We start from the raw sequence: 18,501 nt of genomic DNA, 5'->3' as shown, positions 1-18,501 counted from the left end.
CCGCGGGCGGCCTTGCCGCGACGGATCATCCCGCCCGGTGCAGGGCGATGAGGAGCGGCCAGATCCGGTCCGCCAGTTCGGCCGGGTCCGCCAGGCCGGCGGGCAGGTCGCCGTGCAGCCAGTCCGCGAGCACGGCGGTGAAAGTGGCGGCCACGGCCGAAGCCACCAGCTCGGGGCGCGGAGCTCCCACCGCGGCGCGTTCGGCCCGGCTGCGCTCGCGCAGCTCCCGGTACAGGCGTTCGCCGAGCGGGCCGCCGCCGCCCGGCAGGAGCAGGGTGCGGTAGAGCGGTGCCCGGTCGGCCGCGCCGCCGAGGAAAGCGGCCAGCGCGGCCGGGGGGCGGGCCGGGGGGAGGGCCGACGGGGCCGTCTGCCAGGCGTGCAGGGCGTCGACCGCCGCGTGCACGACGTCGGCGCACGCGTCCACCGCGAGCGCGGTGAGGTCCTCGTAGTGCAGGTAGAACGTGGCCCGGCCGACGCCCGCGCGGCGGACCACCGCCGAGACGCTGACCTCGCCGAGCAGCCGGTCCGCGCACTCGGCGAGGAGGCTCTCGCGCAGCCGTTCCTTGGTGCGGACGGTCCGGGGGTCGGCCCGGGGGGTCATCCGGCGAGCAGCGCCGCGCCCAGGGCGAGGGCTCCGGGCAGGGCTTGGGCGACGAGGATGCGGCGGTTGGCGGTCGCGGCCCCGTACACCCCGGCGACGATCACGCAGACGAGGAAGAAGATCTGCGTGGCGAGCGAGTCGATGACGAGGGACCAGATCAGGCCGGCGGCGAGGAATCCGTTGTAGAGGCCCTGGTTCGCGGCGAGCGGGGCGGTCAGGCGGGCCGTGTCGGCGTCGAAGCCGGACAGGGCGCGGCCGGGCGGCCGCTGCCACAGGAACATCTCCAGGACCAGGAAGTACGTGTGCAGTGCGGCGACGAGGCCGATGAGGATCGTTGCGACCGTGTGCACGGCCACCTCCCTGGGGGGCGGGGTGAGCGGAGGGCGGTCCCGCCGACTTCCTGAACAACTGTACAGGAAGTCGGGTCGCGGCCGGCGGTCCGCGGCGCGGCTACGCTGACCGCATGACTGCGCTCGTATATGAAGACTTCGCCCCCGGACGCCACCGCGAGGCCACGCTGATCCGGCACGCGCTCGGCAGCGTGCACGAAGAGGCCCTGGTCGCGGGCCTGGCGGGCGGTATCGGCTTCATGTACTTCGTGTTCGAGTACGCCGGCCGGCCGCCGATGCCGACGATCGTCGCCCAGGCCCACCCCGACCCCTGGGTCCAGGTCGCCCTCGGCCGCCTGCGCATCCCGTACGAGGCCACGCGCAGCGCCAAGCCCCGCTGGCACCGGGTCGAGGCCGCACTCGACGCCGGGGCCCCGGTGTTCTGCACCGTCGACCGGTCCGCCCTGCCCTGGCACGGGCCCGCCCGGATGGCCGAACTGGCCGCCGCCGACCCGTACGTGGTGGCCGTGGTCGGCTACGACGGGGACACCTTCCAGGTGGACGACCCGGCAGCCGCTCTGGACGGAGCGGGCGGCCCGTACGCGATCGGCCGCGAGGAGTTCGGCGCGGCCTGGTCCGGGCACAAGAAGGGCCGCCACCAGATGGTGGTGACCACCGGGAAGCCCGCCGGCGAACCCGACCTGGACGCGGCGATCGCCGCCACCGTCTCCCGCCTCACCGGGCCGGTGCTCGGCAACCACTTCGACGTCAACTTCGGCTTCTCCGGCATGGAGAAGTTCGCCGCGCAGCTGCGCGACACCAGTACCAAGACGGGCTGGGAGCGCCGCTTCGCCACCCCCGAGGCCTTCGCCCTGGGGACGCAGCGGCTGCACGCCTGCCTGGAGGAGGAGTGGACCGCCCCGGGCGCGACCCGGCCGCTGTACGCGGACTTCCTCGACCTCGCCGGGCATGCCGAGGCGGCCGCGCTCTTCCGCGACTCCGGCCGGCAGTGGTCGCGGCTCGCGGAGCTGGCCCGTGCGGCGGACTCCGGGGCGGACGCCGCGGGGCGGCGGGAACTCTTCGACGCCTTCGCCGAGCTCGTGGACGGGGCCCTGGTGCTGGAGCGGCAGGCGGTCGGGCTGCTGCCGCAGGCGGCGCCCACCGAGTAAGGGTCGCGCGAACCGCGTCAAAAGTTGAGTTGCTCAATTTTTGACGCGGTGAAACCCATGGGCGTACGGTGGACAAATCGTCCCCGAGCACCCCTAAGGCCCCGTACCGCTCATGGAAATGACCCTCGTCTCGATCGTCGGCGTCAGCAGCATCGTCGCCGTCGCCGCCTTCTCGAAGCGGCTCGGCCTCGCCGCCCCCCTGAGCCTGGTGGTCGTCGGCATCGCCCTCAGCTTCGTACCGGGAGTGCCGGCGCTCGCCATCGAGCCCGAGTGGGTCCTCGCGGGCGTGCTGCCGCCCCTGCTCTATTCGACCGCCGTGAACATGCCCGCGTCGGACTTCCGCCGCAACATCAAGGCGATCAGCGGTCTCGCGGTCCTGCTCGTGGCGGTCACCACCCTCGGAGCGGGCTGGCTCTTCCACTGGCTCATGCCGGGCCTCGGCTGGCCCGCCGCCTTCGCCCTCGGCGCCGTCGTCAGCCCCACCGACGCCGTCGCCGCGACCTCCATGGGCAAACAGCTCGGCCTTCCGTCACGGCTGCTGACCATGCTGGAGGGCGAGGGGCTCGTCAACGACGCCTCCGCACTGGTGCTGCTGCGCTCCGCGATCGCGGCCATGGCCGGAACCGTCTCCCTGGCCGGGGTCGCCGGGAACTTCCTCTTTTCCGTGGCCCTCGCCACCGCCGTCGGCATCGTCGTGGGCCTCGTCAACGTCCGGGTCCGGGCACTCCTCAAAGACAGCCTGCTGAACACGGCGATCTCCTTCGTCGTGCCCTTCGTCGCCTTCCTGCCGGCCGAGGAGTTCCACGCCTCCGGAGTCCTCGCGGTGGTCGTCGCCGGTCTGGTCACCGGCCACCAGGCTCCGCGCTTCCTCAGCGCCCAGGACCGGCTGGCCGAGGCCATGAACTGGCGCACCCTCGCCTTCCTGCTCGAAAGCGCGGTCTTCCTCCTGATGGGACTCGGCCTGAAGGGCCTCCTCGACGAGGTCGCCGCGGACGGGCTCAGCGCCTGGCGGGCCCTGTTCATCGGCCTTGCGGCCGCAGCCCTGGTGATCGTGGCGCGGATGGTGTTCGTCGCCCCGCTCATCGCCTCCCTGCGCAAGGACGCGCAGCGCGCCGCCGAGAAGAAGCCCCGCCTCGACTGGCTGATGGACCGGCTCGGCGCCCCGGAGTCCGAGCAGCAGGCCAATCCGCTGAGGCCCCGCAGGGAGCTGACGCCCCGCCGCAGGGAGCAGATGAAGGAACGCGTCACCCGGGCCTCGGCCGACGCCGACTTCAAGGTCAACGAGAGCCTCGGCTGGCGCAGTGGCGTGGCCCTGGCCTGGGCCGGGATGCGCGGGGCGATCACCGTCGCCGCGGCCCAGACCCTGCCCGAGGACACCCCGTACCGCCCCCAGTTGCTGCTCATCGCCTTCGTCGTCGCCACCAGCACCCTGTTGCTCCAGGGTCTGACCCTGCCCGCCGTCATCCGGAGGGTGAAGATCTCCGGCGACGACCCGGTCCGCTTCCGGGAGGAGTACGCGCGGCTGCTCGACGAGGTCGCCGCCGCCGGCCGGGCCGCACTGGAGGAGCCCGGCCTCGTCCGGGGAGACGGAAGCCCGTACGCGCCGGAGGTCCTCGCCAAGGTCCGCGAGGACGCCCGGCTGGACCGCAAGGACGGGGAGGCGGGCGTCCCCGTCTTCGACGGAGCGCGCGAGCAGTACGTGGACCTGCGGCTCGGTGTGATCGCGGCCTCGCGGAACGCCGTACTGGCCGCCCGCTCGACCGGGATCTACAGCTCGCAGGCCATCAACCAGGCCCAGCAGGGGCTGGACCTGGACGAGGCCCTGTTCCAGCGGCTGGGCTCCGCCACCCGGCACTGAGCCTGCGGGTGGCGCCGCCCGCCGCCGTCCGTCGCCTCCGCGCCGCTCAGCCCTCCTCGACCCTGACCGCCGACACCGGGCAGGCGCGCGCCGCCTCCCGCAGCAGCGGGCTGCCGCCGCCGTCCTCGCGGCCCGGCAGCACCGCGCCGAAGCCGTCCTCGTCCTGGGTGAACACGGCCGGCGCGGTCAGGGCGCACTGCCCGGCCCCGATGCAGACGTCCGTGTCGACGGAGACGCGGTTCGTGGGACTGGTGGGCCTGGTGGGACTCACCGGGTTCACCGGGTTCACCACGCCACGGGGAGCTCGAGCATGCCCTGGACGGTGTCCCCGGGCTTGAACGGGATCCGGTCAGGATCGGCCGCCAACCGCAGGCCGGGGAGCCGATCGAAGAGGGTGCCGAGCGCGATCTCCATCTCGGCGCGGGCCAGATTCTGGCCCAGGCACTGGTGGATGCCGAAGCCGAAGGCCAGGTGGTGTCGGGTGGGCCGGTGCCAGTCCAGGGTGTCGGGCTCCGCGAAGACGGTCTCGTCGCGGTTGATCACGGAGGTGGAGAAGATCACGCCGTCGTCGGCGCGGACGGTCACCCCGCCGATCTCGATGTCCTCGGCCGCGACCCGGAGCATGCCGTCCGCGATCGACAGGAAGCGCATCAGCTCCTCCACCGCCGCCGGCAGCAGGGACGGATCGGTGCGCAGCTCGGCCAGCTGCTCGGGGTGGCTGAGCAGGGTGAACGTACCCAGCGAGATCATGTTGGCCGTGGTCTCGTGCCCCGCGATGAGCAGGATCGCGGCCAGCGAGACCAGCTCCTCCACATCGGTTTCGCCGGTCTCCAGCCGCCGCGCGATCAGCTCGTCCAGCAGCCCTTCGCCCGGGTGCTCGCGCTTGTGGCCGATGAGCTCGCGAAGATAGCCGTTGAGCTGCTCCCGGGCGTCCTCGACGTCGGCGAGTTCCGGGCCGCGCAGCAGCCGCCGGGACTGGCTCTCGAAGAACTCGTGGTCCGCGTACGGGACTCCGAGCAGGGCGCAGATCACCGTCGACGGCACCGGCAGGGCGAAGGCGCCGACCAGCTCCGCGGGGGGTCCGGCGGCGATCATTGCGTCGATCAGCCGGTCCACGGTCTCCTGGATCCGGGGGCGCAGGGCCGCGGTGCGTCCCAGGGAGAAGCTCGGGATCAACATCCGGCGCTGGGTGTTGTGGACGGGGTCGTCCACGCCGAGCAGGGCGGCGCGCCGGTTGCTCAGCCCCTTGAACCGCCTGGTGGGGGCGGGGAAGGAAAGGTTCTGCCGGTCGGCGGAGAGCCGACCGTCGGAGAGCAGGGCACGCGCCTCGGCGTGCCCGGAGACCACCCACACGGAGCGGCCGTCGAAGAGGGTGACCCGGGAGAGCGGCCGGCCCGTCCGCAACGGCTCGTACGCCGCCGGCGGGTGGTAGGGACAGGTCCGGTCCTGGGGGAAGGCAATGGTCTTCTCGGACATGCAGCACCTCGCACGCGATGGTTCCGTTTCGCCGGATCCATTACATGCCTAAGGCACCTATCCGATCCACGTGACTTTCGGCCAGATCGTGCGCTTCGCCCGGATGGCCTAGGGGGCCGTGGGGGCGGGCGGGGCGGGGCGTGGGCGCGGGTGCGGAGGGCGCCGAGGGTGCGCTCAGAGGTGGGCGTCGAGGAACGTCCGGAACTCGTCTGCCGTCATCGGCCCTTCCTGGGTCGCCACCGGCTCGCCGGACGCGATGAGGACGGCCGTCGGGGCGCCCGTCACCCCGTACCGCTTGGTCTGCGCGGGGCAGCGGGTGATGTCCACGCGCACCGCCGTCAGCCGGGTTCCGTACTCCTGCGCCAATGCGGCGACGACCGCGTCCATCGCGCGGCAGGGCTCCAGGGCCTTCGGCCAGCTTCCGCAGAAGTAGGCGAGCACCGGGCCGTCCGTCATGCCGAGGATGAAGTCGAACTCCTGGTCCTCCAGTGGCTGGTGTACCCGACGTGCCATGGGTGGTGCTCCGCTTCGTGTGCCGTGCGATCGATCAGAACGGGTCCCATCATCCCTGCTGGGGGCCGTTGTCAGTGCCGTCTGTGAAGCTGACCGGTATGGACGACAGGATGCTCCGGCGCCGGGTCTACGGCGCCGACCACGACGACCCCGACCCGGGTCCGCTCCCGGGGCACGCCTACGGAGAGCTCGTGGGCGGGCCCCTCGACGGGCTGCTGCTCGACATCACGGGCTGGAGCGCCCCGCAGCTCGCCGAGGAGGCCCGGCTCCCCACGGAGATAGGGCGCTACGGTCCCGGCGGCCGTGCCCACTACCGCCGTCGCGCCGCCGATCCCGGTCACTGGGACTGGACGGGCGACAGCCGCTGACGCCAGCGGGGCGGCGGGCAGCGGCCTGCCGGGCCGCCCGACCCGGCGGCCCGGAGGCCTCAGCCCGCCGCGTTCCGGCTGACCTTGCGGGCCCACAGCACCAGCGGGACCTGGAGCGGCAGCCGGCCCAGGGCCACGGCCCGCAGGGCGGGGGACCGGTGGCGGGCGTCGGCTGCCATTTTGACGTTCGCGGGGAACACGCCGACGAAGAACGCCGCCGTCGCCAGTGCCGCGACCCGGCGGGTCCGCGGGTGGGCCACCCCGGCCGCGAGCGCGAGCTCCGCCACGCCGCTCGCGTACGTCCACTGGCGCGGGCTGCCGGGCAGCGAGCGCGGCACGGTCGCGTCGAACTGCTTGGGGGCGACGGCGTGCGCCACCGCCGCGCCCGCCAGCAGACCGGCGAGCAGGAGCGGTGAGGAAGGCATGCGCGGCATCGAGGGATCCTCTCGGAGGGGCCTGGGCCCGGCGAGCCTACTCGCCGGTAGCTCCGGGTGGGACGGGGACCGGAATCTCCGTTGCCGCGCGCGTCCCGAAAATCTCCGAAGATTTTTCCGGGAAGCTGTCGATCCCGGCGTCTCCCGTTCGACGCAGGGGTGAGAGGCGGGGAAGAGCCCCGTCCTCCACCACCGAGGAGTCACCATGCCGCGCTTCCTTTCGATGATCCGCATCGACGAGCAGAGCCTCACCCCCGACACCCCCTTCCCGGCCGACTTCAACGACCGCATGGGCGCCCTGATGGAGGAGATCACCAAGGCCGGAGTCATGCTCGACACCGCGGGCCTGCTCCCCACCTCCGAAGGGACCCGGGTCACCTGGTCCGGCGGAAAGCTCAGCTACACCGACGGACCCTTCACCGAGACCAAGGAGGTCGTCGGCGGGTACGCCCTGATGCAGTGCAAGGACAAGGACGAGGCGCTGGAGTGGACCAAGCGCTTCCTGGAGATCCACCCCGAGAACTGGACGGTCGGCGCCGAGCTCCGTCAGCTCGACGGAAGCTGACGGTCAGCGGCGCCGCTCGGCGCCGCACCCTCCCGCGCCGTTTGCCCTGCCTCGTCACGGCTGCTCTGATGGGTAGCCGTGACGGCAGTGAGTACGACCCGAGCGGTCGAAGCGGTGTTCAGGATCGAGTCCGCGCGGATCATCGCGGGCGTCGCCCGGATCGTGCGCGACGTCGGCATCGCCGAGGAGATCACCCAGGACGCGCTGGTCGCGGCGCTGGAGCAGTGGCCGGCCTCCGGCGTGCCCGACAAACCGGGGGCCTGGCTGATGGCCACCGCCAAACACCGGGCCATCGACCTCGTCCGCCGCAAGGAGACCTACGCCCGCAAACTCGCCGAGGTGGGCCGCACCCTGGAGGACGTGCCCCCGCCCGAGGAGGAGGCCGGGCTCGCGGACCCCGAGTCCATCGACGACGACCTGCTGCGGCTGATCTTCACCGCCTGCCATCCCGTCCTCGCCACCGAAGCCAGGATCGCGCTGACCCTGCGGCTGATGGGCGGCCTGACGACCCAGGAGATCGCCCGCGCCTTCCTCTGTCCCGAACCGACCGTCGCCCAGCGGATCGTCCGGGCGAAGCGGGCGCTCGCGAAGGCCGCGGTGCCCTTCGAAGTCCCGTACGGAGCCGACCGCGAAGAGCGCCTCGCCTCCGTACTGGAGGTCATCTACCTCGTCTTCAACGAGGGCTACTCGGCCACGGCCGGCGACGACCTCGTCCGCCCCGCCCTGTGCGAGGACGCCCTGCGCCTCGCCCGGGTCCTGGCCGGCCTGATGCCCAAGGAGCCCGAGGTGCACGGCCTGGCGGCGCTGCTGGAGTTCCAGGCCTCGCGCATCGCCACCCGCACCGGCCCGGACGGGGAGCCGGTGCTGCTCGCCGACCAGAACCGGTCCAAGTGGAACCGTCTGCTGATCCGGCGCGGCGTCGAAGCCCTGCACCGGGCGGGCACCGGCCCGTACTCCCTCCAGGCCGCCATCGCCGGCTGTCACGCCGACGCCGTCCGCTACGAGGACACCGACTGGCCCACGATCGCCACCCTGTACGGACGGCTCGTCCGGTTGATCCCGTCACCGGTGATCGAGCTCAACCGGGCCGTCGCCGTCTCGATGGCCGAGGGCCCGGCGGCGGCGCTCCCCCTGGTCGACGCCCTGACGGAGGAACCGGCCCTGCGCTCCTACCATCTGCTGCCGAGCGTACGCGGAGACCTGCTGGAGCGGCTCGGCCGCCCGGCGGAGGCCCGCGCGGAGTTCGAACGCGCCGCCTCCCTCACGCGCAACGCCCGGGAGCAGACCCTGCTGCGCGCACGCGCGGCCCGCCTCTGAGGCCCGCCTCTGAGGCGCGCTGTCGGGCGGCGCGCCGGGATCAGCCGCGGCGGGAGAACGCCGCCACGTCGAGCGGGGTCTGCGCGGGCCGGCGCGGCGGGGTCAGCGCGATGGGGCGGCGGAGCGATCCGTGGCGGGCGATCTCCCGGACCGTCTCGCGCAGGGCCTCCAGGAAACCGTCCATGGTGCGCCGGGCGGCGGGGGTGTCCGAGTAGATCGAGTTCATGTGCAGCCCCTCCGCGTCCCGCTGGAACCAGGAGCAGGCGCCGTTGGCCTGGGCCGACCACACGTGGGAGGTGGGCCGCCAGTCATCGTGGCGCTCGGCGCCCGGGCACTTGCGCATGTCGATGTACGAGAAGAAGTTCACCGGGTACGGCCAGGAGCGGGCGGCGAACTCGCGGGGTGCGAGCAGCTCCCAGGCCCGCACGAACGGCACGTCGAGATGGTCGATCATCTCGTTGAAGCCCGCCCGCACCGAAGCCATCACCTGCTCGAAGTCCCGCCCGGGCGAGGCGTCGAACTCGATGGGCATGGTGTTGACGAACCAGCCCACCGAGTTGCCCCACCCGGCCCGGCCGCGCTCGCTCACGGGCATGAACCCCCGGTAGACCCCCGGCCCGCCCGCCTCGCGCAGACAGACCGCGACGGCGGCGAGCACGCCCATGAACGGCTTGCCGTCCACCGCCAGGCAGGCCTTCTCGAAGACCTCCGCCTCGGCGGCGTCCAGCAGCGGGGAGGCCTCGTTCACGATCGAGTACATCCGGCCCGGCTCCACACCCAGTTCGAGCGGGAAGCGCGGGAAGAACTCGCCGCCGCCGCTCGCCATGAACTCCTTCCAGTAGCCGAGCCGTTCGTCGTCCGCGTCGATGGAGAGGTACCGGCTGCGCTGCTCCTCGGCGAAGTCGAGATAGCTCGGCGCGGGCGCCGGATCGGGCAACTCGCCACGGCGCAGGGCCTCGTAGCCCTTCTCGACCTCCTGGACCACGATCGGCATCGACATGCCGTCGCAGACGATGTGGTCGAAGGCCAGGTAGACGGTCGCCGAGTCCTCGCGCAGGACGGCGCCCATCGTGAACAGCGGCCAGGACAGCGTGTCGATGCTCCGCTTGAACCGCTCCACCAAGAAGCGGGTCAGTTCCTCAGTACGGTCGAAATCGGCGACCGGGACGGTGTCCAGGGCCAGTTCGGCGGCGGGGATCGGGGCGCACGCCAACTCCCCGGCCAGGCGCCGGAACTCGCAGCGCAGCACCTCGTGGCGGCGTACGAACGCCAGCAGCGAGCCGGTCAGGGCGTCCTCGTCCAGCGGGCCCGCGACCTCGAAGGTGACGGCGATCCACGACGCGGTCGGGTCGTCGGCGGCGCGGCTCTCCTCGGCGACGGTGAAGTGCTTGTCCTGGTTGAAGGAGGCCCTCCTGTCCGGCGCGCCGTCCGCACCGTCCGGGCCGGGCGACTGCGCCCCGGCCGTGGACCGCAACCGCCACTCGACGACCCGGCCGGGTGCCATGTGGTGCATCTCCAGAGGAAACTGCCGCATTCCGTCATCCCTTCGACCCCCGAGTCAACCCCGAGCGCCTAACGACACCCGGGCCACGGAAGTGACGCGCGCCGGGGGGTTCACCGCAGGCGGCGCAGGAGCGCGCGCAGCCCCTTCGGGCGCGGGGCGCCGCCTGCGACCGGGAGTCCGGGCGCCTCGGGGAGACCGGGGTCGTCCGGGCCGATGCCCTGCTCGACGGCGTCCGCGAGGCGGATCAGGAACGCACGGAACTCGGTCTCGTCGTACGGGCGCCATCCCGGATAGGGCTCGAACGCCGACGCGAGCACCGCGTCGGAGGCGACCGCCGCGCGCAGGCCCGCCGCCTGCCGGCGCAGCGGCTCGGTGCTGATGGGGCTCACCCGCAGGGCGACCGCGTAGCGCCGGACCAGCTCGTCGTCGAGCGCCGAACCGTCGCTGTGGAACATCGCGTTGTACAGAATGCCGTTGACCAGACAGGTCATCCACGGCTCGATCGCCATCACAAAACCCTTCTCTCTCTCCCGGCCCGTACTCTGGCAGACTCGGCCCATGGCCAGCACTCCCGTCGCCGTCTGCGAGGTCCCCGACGGCTTCGGTCTCATAGAAGTCACCGGGGACGATGACGCCGGCCTGCTCCTCCTCGGGGGCCGCCCCGTCCTGCTGGAGGACAGTGACTTCTGCGGCAGCGTCGGCCGGCTGGCCTCGCGCGCCACCGGCCCGGGCGCTCCCAGTACCGCGGAGACCAAGGCGCTCACCGCGTGGCTGGCCGCGCCGGAGCTTGCCGTCGCCCCACTCACCGCGAGCGTCCTGCCGCCGGACCCGGAACGGCTGCGCCCCCTGCTCTCCCTCCTCGCCCCCGGCCGTTACACGATGACCGCCGCCCCGGCCCCGCACCCGCTGCGCCTGGTCCACCCGCGCTCCGGGCACATCGACCGCTGGTATGCCGATGAGGAGCTCGCCCTGCTCACCACCGACCACTGGCCTCCGCCCGACAGGGAGGCCGTACGCGGCTACGTGCGGCGGATCCGGGCCGGCGCGCGGCCCGCGCTGGTGGCCCTGCGGACCACCGAGGACTCCCTCGCCGCCTACCTCCTGGACGGACACCACAAGCTGGAGGCCTACCACCAGGCCGGGATCCAGCCCCTGATCAGCCCTCGGTGGTGGTCGAGTCGTCCGGGCGCAGTTCGATGTGGTCCGCGGCCAGGTCCACCGCCACCCGGTGTTCCATGCCCAACGCCTCCAGGAACTTCTGCGGGAGCTGCACGCGTCCCGTGCGGTCGAGCATCACGTACTCGCGCTCGCTCACCGACTCGGCGCCGTGTTCGTCGGTGACCGTACGGCGCAGCACCTCGCTGCTGGTGCGGCCGTCGCGCATCGCCACCGTGCGCCGGACCTCGCCCGCGACGAGCGGGTCGTGGGTCACGATGACCACGGTCGCGCCCAGTTCCCGGTTGACGGTGCGGAAGGCCTCGAAGATCGCCCCGCCCGTCTCGGAGTCCAGCTCACCGGTCGGCTCGTCCGCGAGCAGCACCGCCGGATCGTTGGCCATCGCCACCGCGATGGCCACCCGCTGCTGCTGGCCGCCGGACAGCTCGGCGGGCCGGCGGTTCGCCAGCTCGCCGATCTCCAGCGCTTCGAGGAGCTCACCGGTCCGGACCGCGTGACGCTTGGCGGCGGCGCGCCGCCCGCCCTTCAACTGCATCGGCAGGGCGATGTTCTGCGCCGTCGTCAGGAAGGGCAGTAGATTGCGGGCCGTCTGCTGCCAGACGAAGCCGACCGCCTCGCGCCGGTAGCGCAGCCGGTCGCGCGCCGACATCTCCAGCAGGTCGTAGCCGCCGACGCTGGCCGTGCCGGCCGTGGGCACGTCCAGCCCCGCGAGGATGTTCAGCAGGGTGGACTTCCCGCTGCCTGACGCGCCGACCAGGGCCATCAGATCGCCCTGCGCCACGGTCAGTTCCAGTCCCTGCAGGGCCTGTACCTCGACCCCGTCCGTACTGAAGATCCGGACCAGGCGGTCGCAGGCGATGGCCGTGTCCGCGCCGTGCCGGCGGGGCTCGGCGGCGGCCAGGGCCTGCCGCTGCAGCTCCTCGTAGGTGGGCTGATCGCTGTTCACCGCTGGTCTCCCGCTCTCAACTCGGTCGTGATCTGTCGCCTGCCGGAGATCGCCGCCTCCGCGAGCACGGCCCCCGCGACGAGGACGGCCAGGCCCAGTGCCTGGATCAATACGGGCGTGACGAGGACCTGCAGTCCGGTCGGCACCCGGGTGCCGACCAGCGTGGACAGGTCCACGGCCGGGCCCAGCAGCGCGACGGTGCCCGCCGCGAGCAGTGCGCCGCCGAGCGCGGCGGCCAGTGCCAGGGGAACCGACTCCACCAGGATCAGCAGGATGCCCTGCCGGGGCCGCAGGCCCATGGTGCGCAGCCGCGCGAGCAGCGCCGCGCGGTCGGGGGCGGCCCGGACCAGGGTCAGCAGGACCGCCAGCAGCGCGAAGCCCGCGGCTCCGGCCAGAGAGGCCCAGAACAGCCGCTCGGCGGAGCGCTGGAGCGGGTCGGAGCCCAGCTCGGCGGCCGTGGCGGAGCTGGTGCGGACGCGGTAGCGCTCCTCACCGGCCGCCGGGTCCGCGGTGCGGACCGTCTGCTCGAGCCGGTGCTGGTCGATCTCGCCGATGGCGAGCCAGCCGTTGGGCAGCCCCATCTGCGGAATCGCGGCCAGCACTTGGGCGGCGGGCAGCACCACGGTGGTGGACCTGGCGCCGGGCCGGGCCGGGGTGCCGTCGACCACTCCGACGGTCGTGAGCTTCAGCTCCCCGCCGTTCTCCAGCCGCAGCCGGAAGCCGGAGGTGTCGTCGTCGGCGAGGTCCCGGCTGATCAGCGCGGGCACCGTCGCGCCCGAGGTGCCCGCGGATCCGGTCGCCAGGAGTGCGGGATCGAACCCGCCGCTGCCGGCCGCTGCCGACAGCTTCGCGTACTCCACCGGGTCCGCGACGACCACGGAGATCTGGGTGCTGCCCGTCTTGGTGCCGTAGAGGAACACGTTGTCGTCGGTCCACACCTTCGCGGAGGACCGGACGCCGGGCAGCGCGGTGGCCGCCGTCGTCAGCGACTCCGGGAGCGTGCCGCCCGGCGCCGAGAGCTGCGCGTCACCGCCGACGGCCGCACGGGCCGCCGCGAAGCGGGCGTCGGCCACCGCGGTCAGCACCGTGGCACCGAAGCCCCCGGTGGTGACGGCCAGCAGCATCGCGATCAGCGGCAGTACGGACGGACGTGCCCGGCCGCCGGTGCCCCGCGCGGCGCGGGCCAGCCCGAGGAAGCCGATCAGCCCCGGGCCCCGCCCGGCCGCCCGGGCCAACGCCCCGACCAGGGCGGGCTGGAGCCGGGCCAACAGCAGGCCACCGCAGAGCGCGAGCAGTAGGGGAGCGGCGATCAACAGCGGGTCCACCCCGGCGCCGGCCGGAGCGACCCCGCGCGAGCGGACCTCGAACACGGCGGCCGCGGTGGCCGCCAGTGCGAGCAGCTCGGCGACCAGCCGCCGCCGGGGACCCGGCGGGCGCTTCGGCGACAGCAGCACGAAGGCCCGTACGGGGACGGCCAGCAACGCCAGGAGCGTGGCGGCCGAAGCGGCCAGCACGGTGCCCGCCGAGCGGGGGGTCGGCAGCAGGACCACGGCGAGCACCGCCGCGAGAGCGGCGGCCGGCAGGACGGTGACGGCGTTCTCCGCGAGCAGCCGGCGCACGATGCCCGCGCGGGAACCGCCGCGGGCCAGCAGCAGCCGCAGTTCGGCCTCCCGCCGGTCCCCGGTGAGCCCGGCCGCCAGGCAGAACACCACGAACGCCACTCCGGCCACCCCGGCCGGGCCCATCGAGGCGAGCGGCGCGGCCGCCTGGCGCCGGGCCTCGGCGAGGGTGAACTGCTCGGGGAGGCGGGAAGTGAACCGCAGATCACTCCGACGGGTCTCCTGGGTGAGGCGCGTCGCGGTCGGGCCGCTGAGGTACGAGGCGACGGCCTTGGCGGTGGCCGGGAGCTGGTCGGCCCGCAGTTTCCCGGTGTCCACCGGGATCCGCCAGAAGTCCTGGGTGTTCGGGTCGCCCCAGTCGGGGAGCCGGTCGAGCGCCTCCGCGCCGACGAGGGCCTCGGTGCGCCAGAACGCCTGCGGAGGCTGGGTCGTGGTCATGTTGAGGCAGGCACGGAGGAGGCAGGTGAAGTCGGTCCAGTAGTCCTCGGCCTCGTCGTTCGCGGTGTAGAGACCGACGACCTCCGCCTTCATCGTCGTCAGTGCCTGGCCGGTGGTGGTCTCCAGCACCATGCCGACCCGGATGCCGATGGTCTTCGCGGCGCTCTGCGACAGCACGATGGGTACGGGGCTGCCGGGAGCGGGTGCGGGAGCGCCCGGCCAGCGTCCTTCCACCAGGCGGACGTGCTCGGAGGCCGTGCGCAGGTGGTGGAGGCCCAACTGGGGAGGGACCCCGTCGGGGGCGGCCAGGCCGCGGTTGGCCAGCGGCCGGGGACCCGCGGAGGACCCGTGGACGGGGCCCGCGGGGGCGACCGAGAAACCCGGGGCGGTACGGGAGACCAGGGTCGCCAGCACCTCGTCCAGGTTCTGCGCGCTCTGCTCGCCGTAGCGGGGGCGCGCGGTGACGTACAGGCTGGTCTGGCTCGGCCCGCGCGACTCCAGGAAGGAACGCAACGCCTGGTCGGTGCCCCGGTCCATGGCCCGGGGCAGGGCCGCGGCGAGCAGGACGGCGACGAAGGCCAGGGCCGCGCCGAGCAGGGCGCTCAGCGGGGTCGCGCGCAGCCGGGTCCGCACCCAGGGCGCGGGCGGGGGCACGGGCCGACGGGCGGAATCCCGGGGTGCCTGCGGATCGGCCCCGCCCGGGGCGCGCCGGTCGGCGTCGGTCGCGGCCGGCCCGGTCATATGTCCTCCACGTGCCGCAGCCGGTCGGCCGGCTTCGAGCGGTTTTGATTGCGCCGCCCGCCGAAGACCGCCGACAGCAGCGGTACGGCGGCGATGGCGGCGGCGAGCAGCAGGATCCGCACCGCGGGCAGGTCCACCAGCACCCCGGGCTCCGGCCGGCCGGCGGCCGGGGTCAGCACGGTCAGCGGCACGACGAGGTGCACGATGACCACGCCCAGACCCACCCCGACCGCGGTGCCGAGCCCGACCAGCAGGCAGCTCTCGGCTGTGGCCGTCCGGGCCAGGTCACGGCGTCGGGCACCCAGCGCCGTCAGCACCGAGAACTCCCGGGCCCGCTCCCGGGCGGCGGCCGCGGCGGAGGCGGCGAAGCCGATCGCCGCGAGCACGGCGCAGGCCGCCGCGAGTGCGGCCAGCGCGCCCTGCGGGCCCGCGCTGAGCGGGTCGTCCAGCAGGGTCGCGGCCACCTCCTCGCGCAGCCGCACCTGCTGGGAGCCCGCGCCGGAACGCAGTTCCGCGGCGGCGCGGGCCGGGGCCGGATCGTCGGCGGAGGCGGCCGGCAGCCACCATTCGCCGGGCGTCGGCAGCTCCCGGCCGCCCGCCGCGAGCAGGCGCGCGGCGGTGTCCAGGTCGATGGCGATCGCGGTGTCGCCGGCGACGGGCAGGGAGCCGATCGCGGCGGTGACCCGGACCGGGAGGGTGACGTCGTCCAGCTTGACCGGCACCAGATCGCCCACGGCCCCGCCGATCGCGGACAGGTACGCCCGGGTGGCGATCCCCGGAATCTCGGCGGCCGGAGCGGGACCCGGCGTCAGACTGGCCTGGACGCCGCCGCGTTCGCCGGAACCGTCCCGGTAGCGCAGCTTGAGCGAGGTCTGGCCGCCCGGCGCGGGATCGGAGCCCGGGAGCAGTTCGGCGGCCGGGGAGCCGTCCTTGAGCTGCGGGGCCGACAGCTTCCAGTCGGATGCGGGCACCGCGACCGGCGCCGCTGCACCGTCCCGGGTCTGGGCGACCGCGAGGCTGCGTACGGTCAGCTCGTCGAAGATCTTGACCGTGGTGGCGGGGTCGCCGGGGCCGGCATCCGGATCGGCGTTCAAATCGATCCCGGGGAGCGGGCCTTCGCGGTCGTACGAGAACACGAGCCCGGCCAGGCTGAGCGGGGTGGCGGCCGACCCGATGGGGGCGCCGAGCATCGAGCCGGTGTGCACCGACACGGTGGCGTCACCGCTCTCCGGGAGCTGCACCATCGCGGCCCGGTAGGTGATGCCGAACCGGTCGCGCAGCAGCAGTCCGAGGCCCGGGCGGCCGCCCGCGCCGGTGGAGCGTACGGAGACCGAGAGGTCGATGCGCTGGGGCTGGCCGGGGAGGGGGATGCCGGTGGCGGGCGCCGGGGCGGGGGAGGGGGCCAGCGGGGCGAACAGCTCGCGCATGCCGTGCCCGTCGCGCAGGTCGGACCGCAGCGCGAGCCGGTCGGCGGCGGCCACCGCGTCCAGCGCCATCAGCTGGCCGGTGCGCCCGCCCGGCAGGTCCTGCCGGGTACGGAGCACCGGCAGGACGCGCTCCCCGCCGGGCAGCGCCGCGTACCGGCCGCCCCGGCCCAGCGCGGGCAGGTCGCTGTTGGAGATCAGCAGGCCCCCGGCGGTCGTGAAATCGGCCTGGTCACGCTGGGACTCGGACCACGCGGTGTGCTGGCCCAGTGCCAGGACCCCGCTGGAGACGGCGAGCACGAGCAGCAGCACCGGCCCCGTGGCCCGTCCCGGCCGGCGGGCCAGCTGCCAGCCGACGAGCGCCGGACCAAGCCCCCGGCCCCGTGCGGCGACCCGCGCACCGAGCCGCGCCACGAAGGGCAGCAGCCGCAGCACCAGCAGGGTGCCCGCGCACAGCGCCAGTGTCGGAGCGGCGACCAGGACCGGGTCCACGCCGAACAGCCCGTCGGACCGCGAGGCCGGGTCGGCCCCGCCCGCGCCGTACCGGGAGAGCTGCTCGTACGCGAGTACGGCCAGGGCCACCAGCGCCAGGTCCGCGCCGGAGCGGGCGGCGCCGGCGACGAGCGCCTGGCGGCGGCCGGTCCGGTGCAGGGCGGCCGCGGCGGCGCCCCGCAGGACGACCGGGAGGGTGGTCAGCACGACGCAACCGAGGGCGCAGCCCGCGGCGACGGGCCAGAGCAGCCAGCTCCGGGTGACCGTGAACGGGACGTGCGCCAACGAGCCGTAGCCGCCGAGCAGGCGCAGCAGCGGCGGGGTCAGCAGGGGCGCGAGGAGGGCGGCGGACAGCGCCAGCAGCAGCGACTGGGCCGCGGTGAGGACACCGAGCCGGCCGCGGGAGGCGCCGCGCGCCGCGAGCAGGGCGCGTTCGCCCTCCTGTCGCTCCGTCAGCAGGTGCGAGACGAGCAGCAGCGCCGCCCCGGCGAGCACGGCCAGTTGCAGTGCGCCGACCAGCAGGGTGGACCGGGCTACGGTCAGGCCCGACCGCAACTCCCCGAGCAGCGCCGGAAGCTCGGTCGACGGGGCGAGCCCGGAGCCGCCCTGGAGCGCCTTCAAGGCCTTGGCGGCCCGGCCGTGGACGGCCTCGGCGCCGGCCGCGTCCACGGTGGAGAAGTCGGCGGTGAGGAGCACGGCGCGGCCGTCCTGGACCAGCCCGCCCGCGGTGAAGGCGGAATCGTCGACCAGCAGCGGCCCGTAGGTGGTGAATCCGGCGACCTGGAGACCGCGCGCACCGAGCGGATCGAGCCGCCAGTACGGGGAGTCGGAGTCGGCCGCCCGGTAGACGCCGGTCACCAGCACGGTCAGCGGGGAGCCGCCGTACCGGTCGTCCAGCCGCACCTGCGCGGGCAGGGCTCCCTCGGTCAGCCCGAGCCGGTCCAGCGCCGCCTTCGGCACGGCCACGGGAACCGGGCCGCCCCGATCGGAGACCGGGCCCGCGACGGGCTGCGGCCAGGTGCCCGCGAGGAGCCGTACGCGGTCCTTGGCGAAGGCGGCCAGCAGGGTCAGATCGGAGTCCTTGCCGGGGGTGCGCGGGCCGGGCAGCCCGTACGAACGGCTGCGCGCCACGCTCTCGGCACCGACCGGGAGGGGGCCGAACAGCTCGCGCGCGAAGCCCCGTACCGCCTCGTCGTCCTTGGCGCGGTCGGCCGCCGGGTGGGAACCGGTGACCAGCACGGTGCCGCGCGCCAGGCCGGGCCCCTGGAGGGCCTGGCGCAGTCCGGCGTCGCCCACTCCGCGGGTGAAGGCGAAGAGCGCGGTGAGCACGGTCGTGGTGATCAAAACGGTCAGCAGTACGGCGACTGCGAGCGGCAATCGCCCGCGCAGCCGGCGCACGACGAAGCCGAGCATGTGCCTGTTCCTCCCCCGCACCGGACTGGTGACCCCGGATACCGGACGATGCTGCCAGATTCGAACAGATAGCGGAAGGGACTTGCGTGAGTGGTGCAACGGATGAACAAATCGTCGG

General features: G+C 74.0%; 16 protein-coding genes. 5 read left to right on the top strand and 11 right to left on the bottom strand.

The annotated features are described in order from the left end of the window. Positions 1-25: 25 nt before the first annotated feature. Both ACFVX6_RS06910 and ACFVX6_RS06905 read right to left on the bottom strand, forming a co-directional pair. A complete protein-coding gene (locus tag ACFVX6_RS06910; protein ID WP_389688725.1) occupies positions 26-601 on the bottom strand; it encodes a TetR/AcrR family transcriptional regulator in 576 nt (191 codons plus the stop codon). Further along, on the bottom strand, positions 598-951 hold the full coding sequence (locus tag ACFVX6_RS06905) for a DUF1304 domain-containing protein (RefSeq protein WP_389688723.1): 354 nt from the start codon (positions 949-951) through the stop codon (positions 598-600). The genes ACFVX6_RS06910 and ACFVX6_RS06905 overlap by 4 nt, the downstream gene beginning before the upstream one ends. Positions 952-1,064: 113 nt before the next feature. On the opposite strand from ACFVX6_RS06905, the gene ACFVX6_RS06900 reads away from it, so the two are divergent. Together ACFVX6_RS06900 and ACFVX6_RS06895 are read left to right on the top strand one after the other, a co-directional pair. Beyond that, positions 1,065-2,099, top strand: coding sequence for a BtrH N-terminal domain-containing protein (locus ACFVX6_RS06900; protein WP_389688721.1), 1,035 nt, complete (start codon positions 1,065-1,067; stop codon positions 2,097-2,099). Between the two features lie 112 nt (positions 2,100-2,211). Next, entirely contained in the window at positions 2,212-3,957 is a 1,746-nt protein-coding gene (locus tag ACFVX6_RS06895) for a cation:proton antiporter (protein ID WP_389688719.1), read from the top strand. A gap of 46 nt (positions 3,958-4,003) precedes the next feature. On the opposite strand, the gene ACFVX6_RS06890 is transcribed toward ACFVX6_RS06895, so the two are convergent. From ACFVX6_RS06890 to ACFVX6_RS06880, 3 genes are all read right to left on the bottom strand, one after another. Next, complete coding sequence (locus ACFVX6_RS06890; protein WP_389688717.1) at positions 4,004-4,228, bottom strand: ferredoxin; 225 nt, start codon at positions 4,226-4,228, stop codon at positions 4,004-4,006. Between the two features lie 14 nt (positions 4,229-4,242). Then, positions 4,243-5,433, bottom strand: a complete 1,191-nt coding sequence (locus ACFVX6_RS06885; protein WP_389688715.1) for a cytochrome P450 — start codon at positions 5,431-5,433, stop codon at positions 4,243-4,245. Between the two features lie 174 nt (positions 5,434-5,607). Then, positions 5,608-5,946 (bottom strand): thioredoxin family protein, encoded by a 339-nt coding sequence (locus ACFVX6_RS06880; protein WP_389688713.1) that lies wholly within the window; start codon positions 5,944-5,946, stop codon positions 5,608-5,610. A gap of 98 nt (positions 5,947-6,044) precedes the next feature. On the opposite strand from ACFVX6_RS06880, the gene ACFVX6_RS06875 reads away from it, so the two are divergent. Beyond that, entirely contained in the window at positions 6,045-6,314 is a 270-nt protein-coding gene (locus tag ACFVX6_RS06875; protein WP_243340458.1) for a hypothetical protein, read from the top strand. Between the two features lie 59 nt (positions 6,315-6,373). Here ACFVX6_RS06875 and ACFVX6_RS06870 read toward each other — a convergent pair whose 3' ends face one another. Further along, a complete protein-coding gene (locus tag ACFVX6_RS06870) occupies positions 6,374-6,748 on the bottom strand; it encodes a hypothetical protein (protein WP_389688711.1) in 375 nt (124 codons plus the stop codon). 205 nt (positions 6,749-6,953) lie between these two features. Between ACFVX6_RS06870 and ACFVX6_RS06865 the strand changes: the two genes are divergently transcribed. Together ACFVX6_RS06865 and ACFVX6_RS06860 are read left to right on the top strand one after the other, a co-directional pair. Continuing rightward, the gene (locus ACFVX6_RS06865; protein WP_250739357.1) at positions 6,954-7,313 is read left to right on the top strand and encodes a YciI family protein; all 360 of its coding nucleotides are present in this window, start codon (positions 6,954-6,956) and stop codon (positions 7,311-7,313) included. Positions 7,314-7,400: 87 nt separating this feature from the next. Further along, positions 7,401-8,630 carry an RNA polymerase sigma factor gene (locus tag ACFVX6_RS06860; RefSeq protein ID WP_389688709.1) on the top strand — a complete coding sequence of 410 codons (1,230 nt, stop codon included), beginning with the start codon at positions 7,401-7,403 and terminating at the stop codon, positions 8,628-8,630. Positions 8,631-8,670: 40 nt separating this feature from the next. Here the strand turns inward: ACFVX6_RS06860 and ACFVX6_RS06855 are convergent, their stop codons facing one another. From ACFVX6_RS06855 to ACFVX6_RS06835, 5 genes are all read right to left on the bottom strand, one after another. Beyond that, positions 8,671-10,164 carry a condensation domain-containing protein gene (locus tag ACFVX6_RS06855; RefSeq protein ID WP_389688707.1) on the bottom strand — a complete coding sequence of 498 codons (1,494 nt, stop codon included), beginning with the start codon at positions 10,162-10,164 and terminating at the stop codon, positions 8,671-8,673. An 80-nt stretch (positions 10,165-10,244) separates the two neighbouring features. Beyond that, a complete protein-coding gene (locus tag ACFVX6_RS06850) occupies positions 10,245-10,643 on the bottom strand; it encodes a hypothetical protein (protein ID WP_389688705.1) in 399 nt (132 codons plus the stop codon). Positions 10,644-11,290: 647 nt separating this feature from the next. Beyond that, positions 11,291-12,256: an ABC transporter ATP-binding protein gene (locus ACFVX6_RS06845; RefSeq protein ID WP_389688703.1), complete on the bottom strand. Its 966-nt coding sequence runs from the start codon at positions 12,254-12,256 to the stop codon at positions 11,291-11,293. Continuing rightward, positions 12,253-15,054: a hypothetical protein gene (locus ACFVX6_RS06840; protein WP_389688701.1), complete on the bottom strand. Its 2,802-nt coding sequence runs from the start codon at positions 15,052-15,054 to the stop codon at positions 12,253-12,255. The genes ACFVX6_RS06845 and ACFVX6_RS06840 overlap by 4 nt, the downstream gene beginning before the upstream one ends. Further along, on the bottom strand, positions 15,051-18,383 hold the full coding sequence (locus ACFVX6_RS06835) for an FtsX-like permease family protein (RefSeq protein WP_389688699.1): 3,333 nt from the start codon (positions 18,381-18,383) through the stop codon (positions 15,051-15,053). The genes ACFVX6_RS06840 and ACFVX6_RS06835 overlap by 4 nt, the downstream gene beginning before the upstream one ends. Positions 18,384-18,501 lie beyond the last annotated feature (118 nt).

Origin of the sequence: Streptomyces sp. NPDC058289, from assembly GCF_042880975.1 — a bacterium.
GTDB classification, from domain to species: Bacteria; Actinomycetota; Actinomycetes; order Streptomycetales; family Streptomycetaceae; genus Streptomyces; species Streptomyces stoeckheimensis.
Note: the sequence above shows the minus strand (reverse complement) of the source record. Positions and strands in the feature narration are given on the sequence as shown.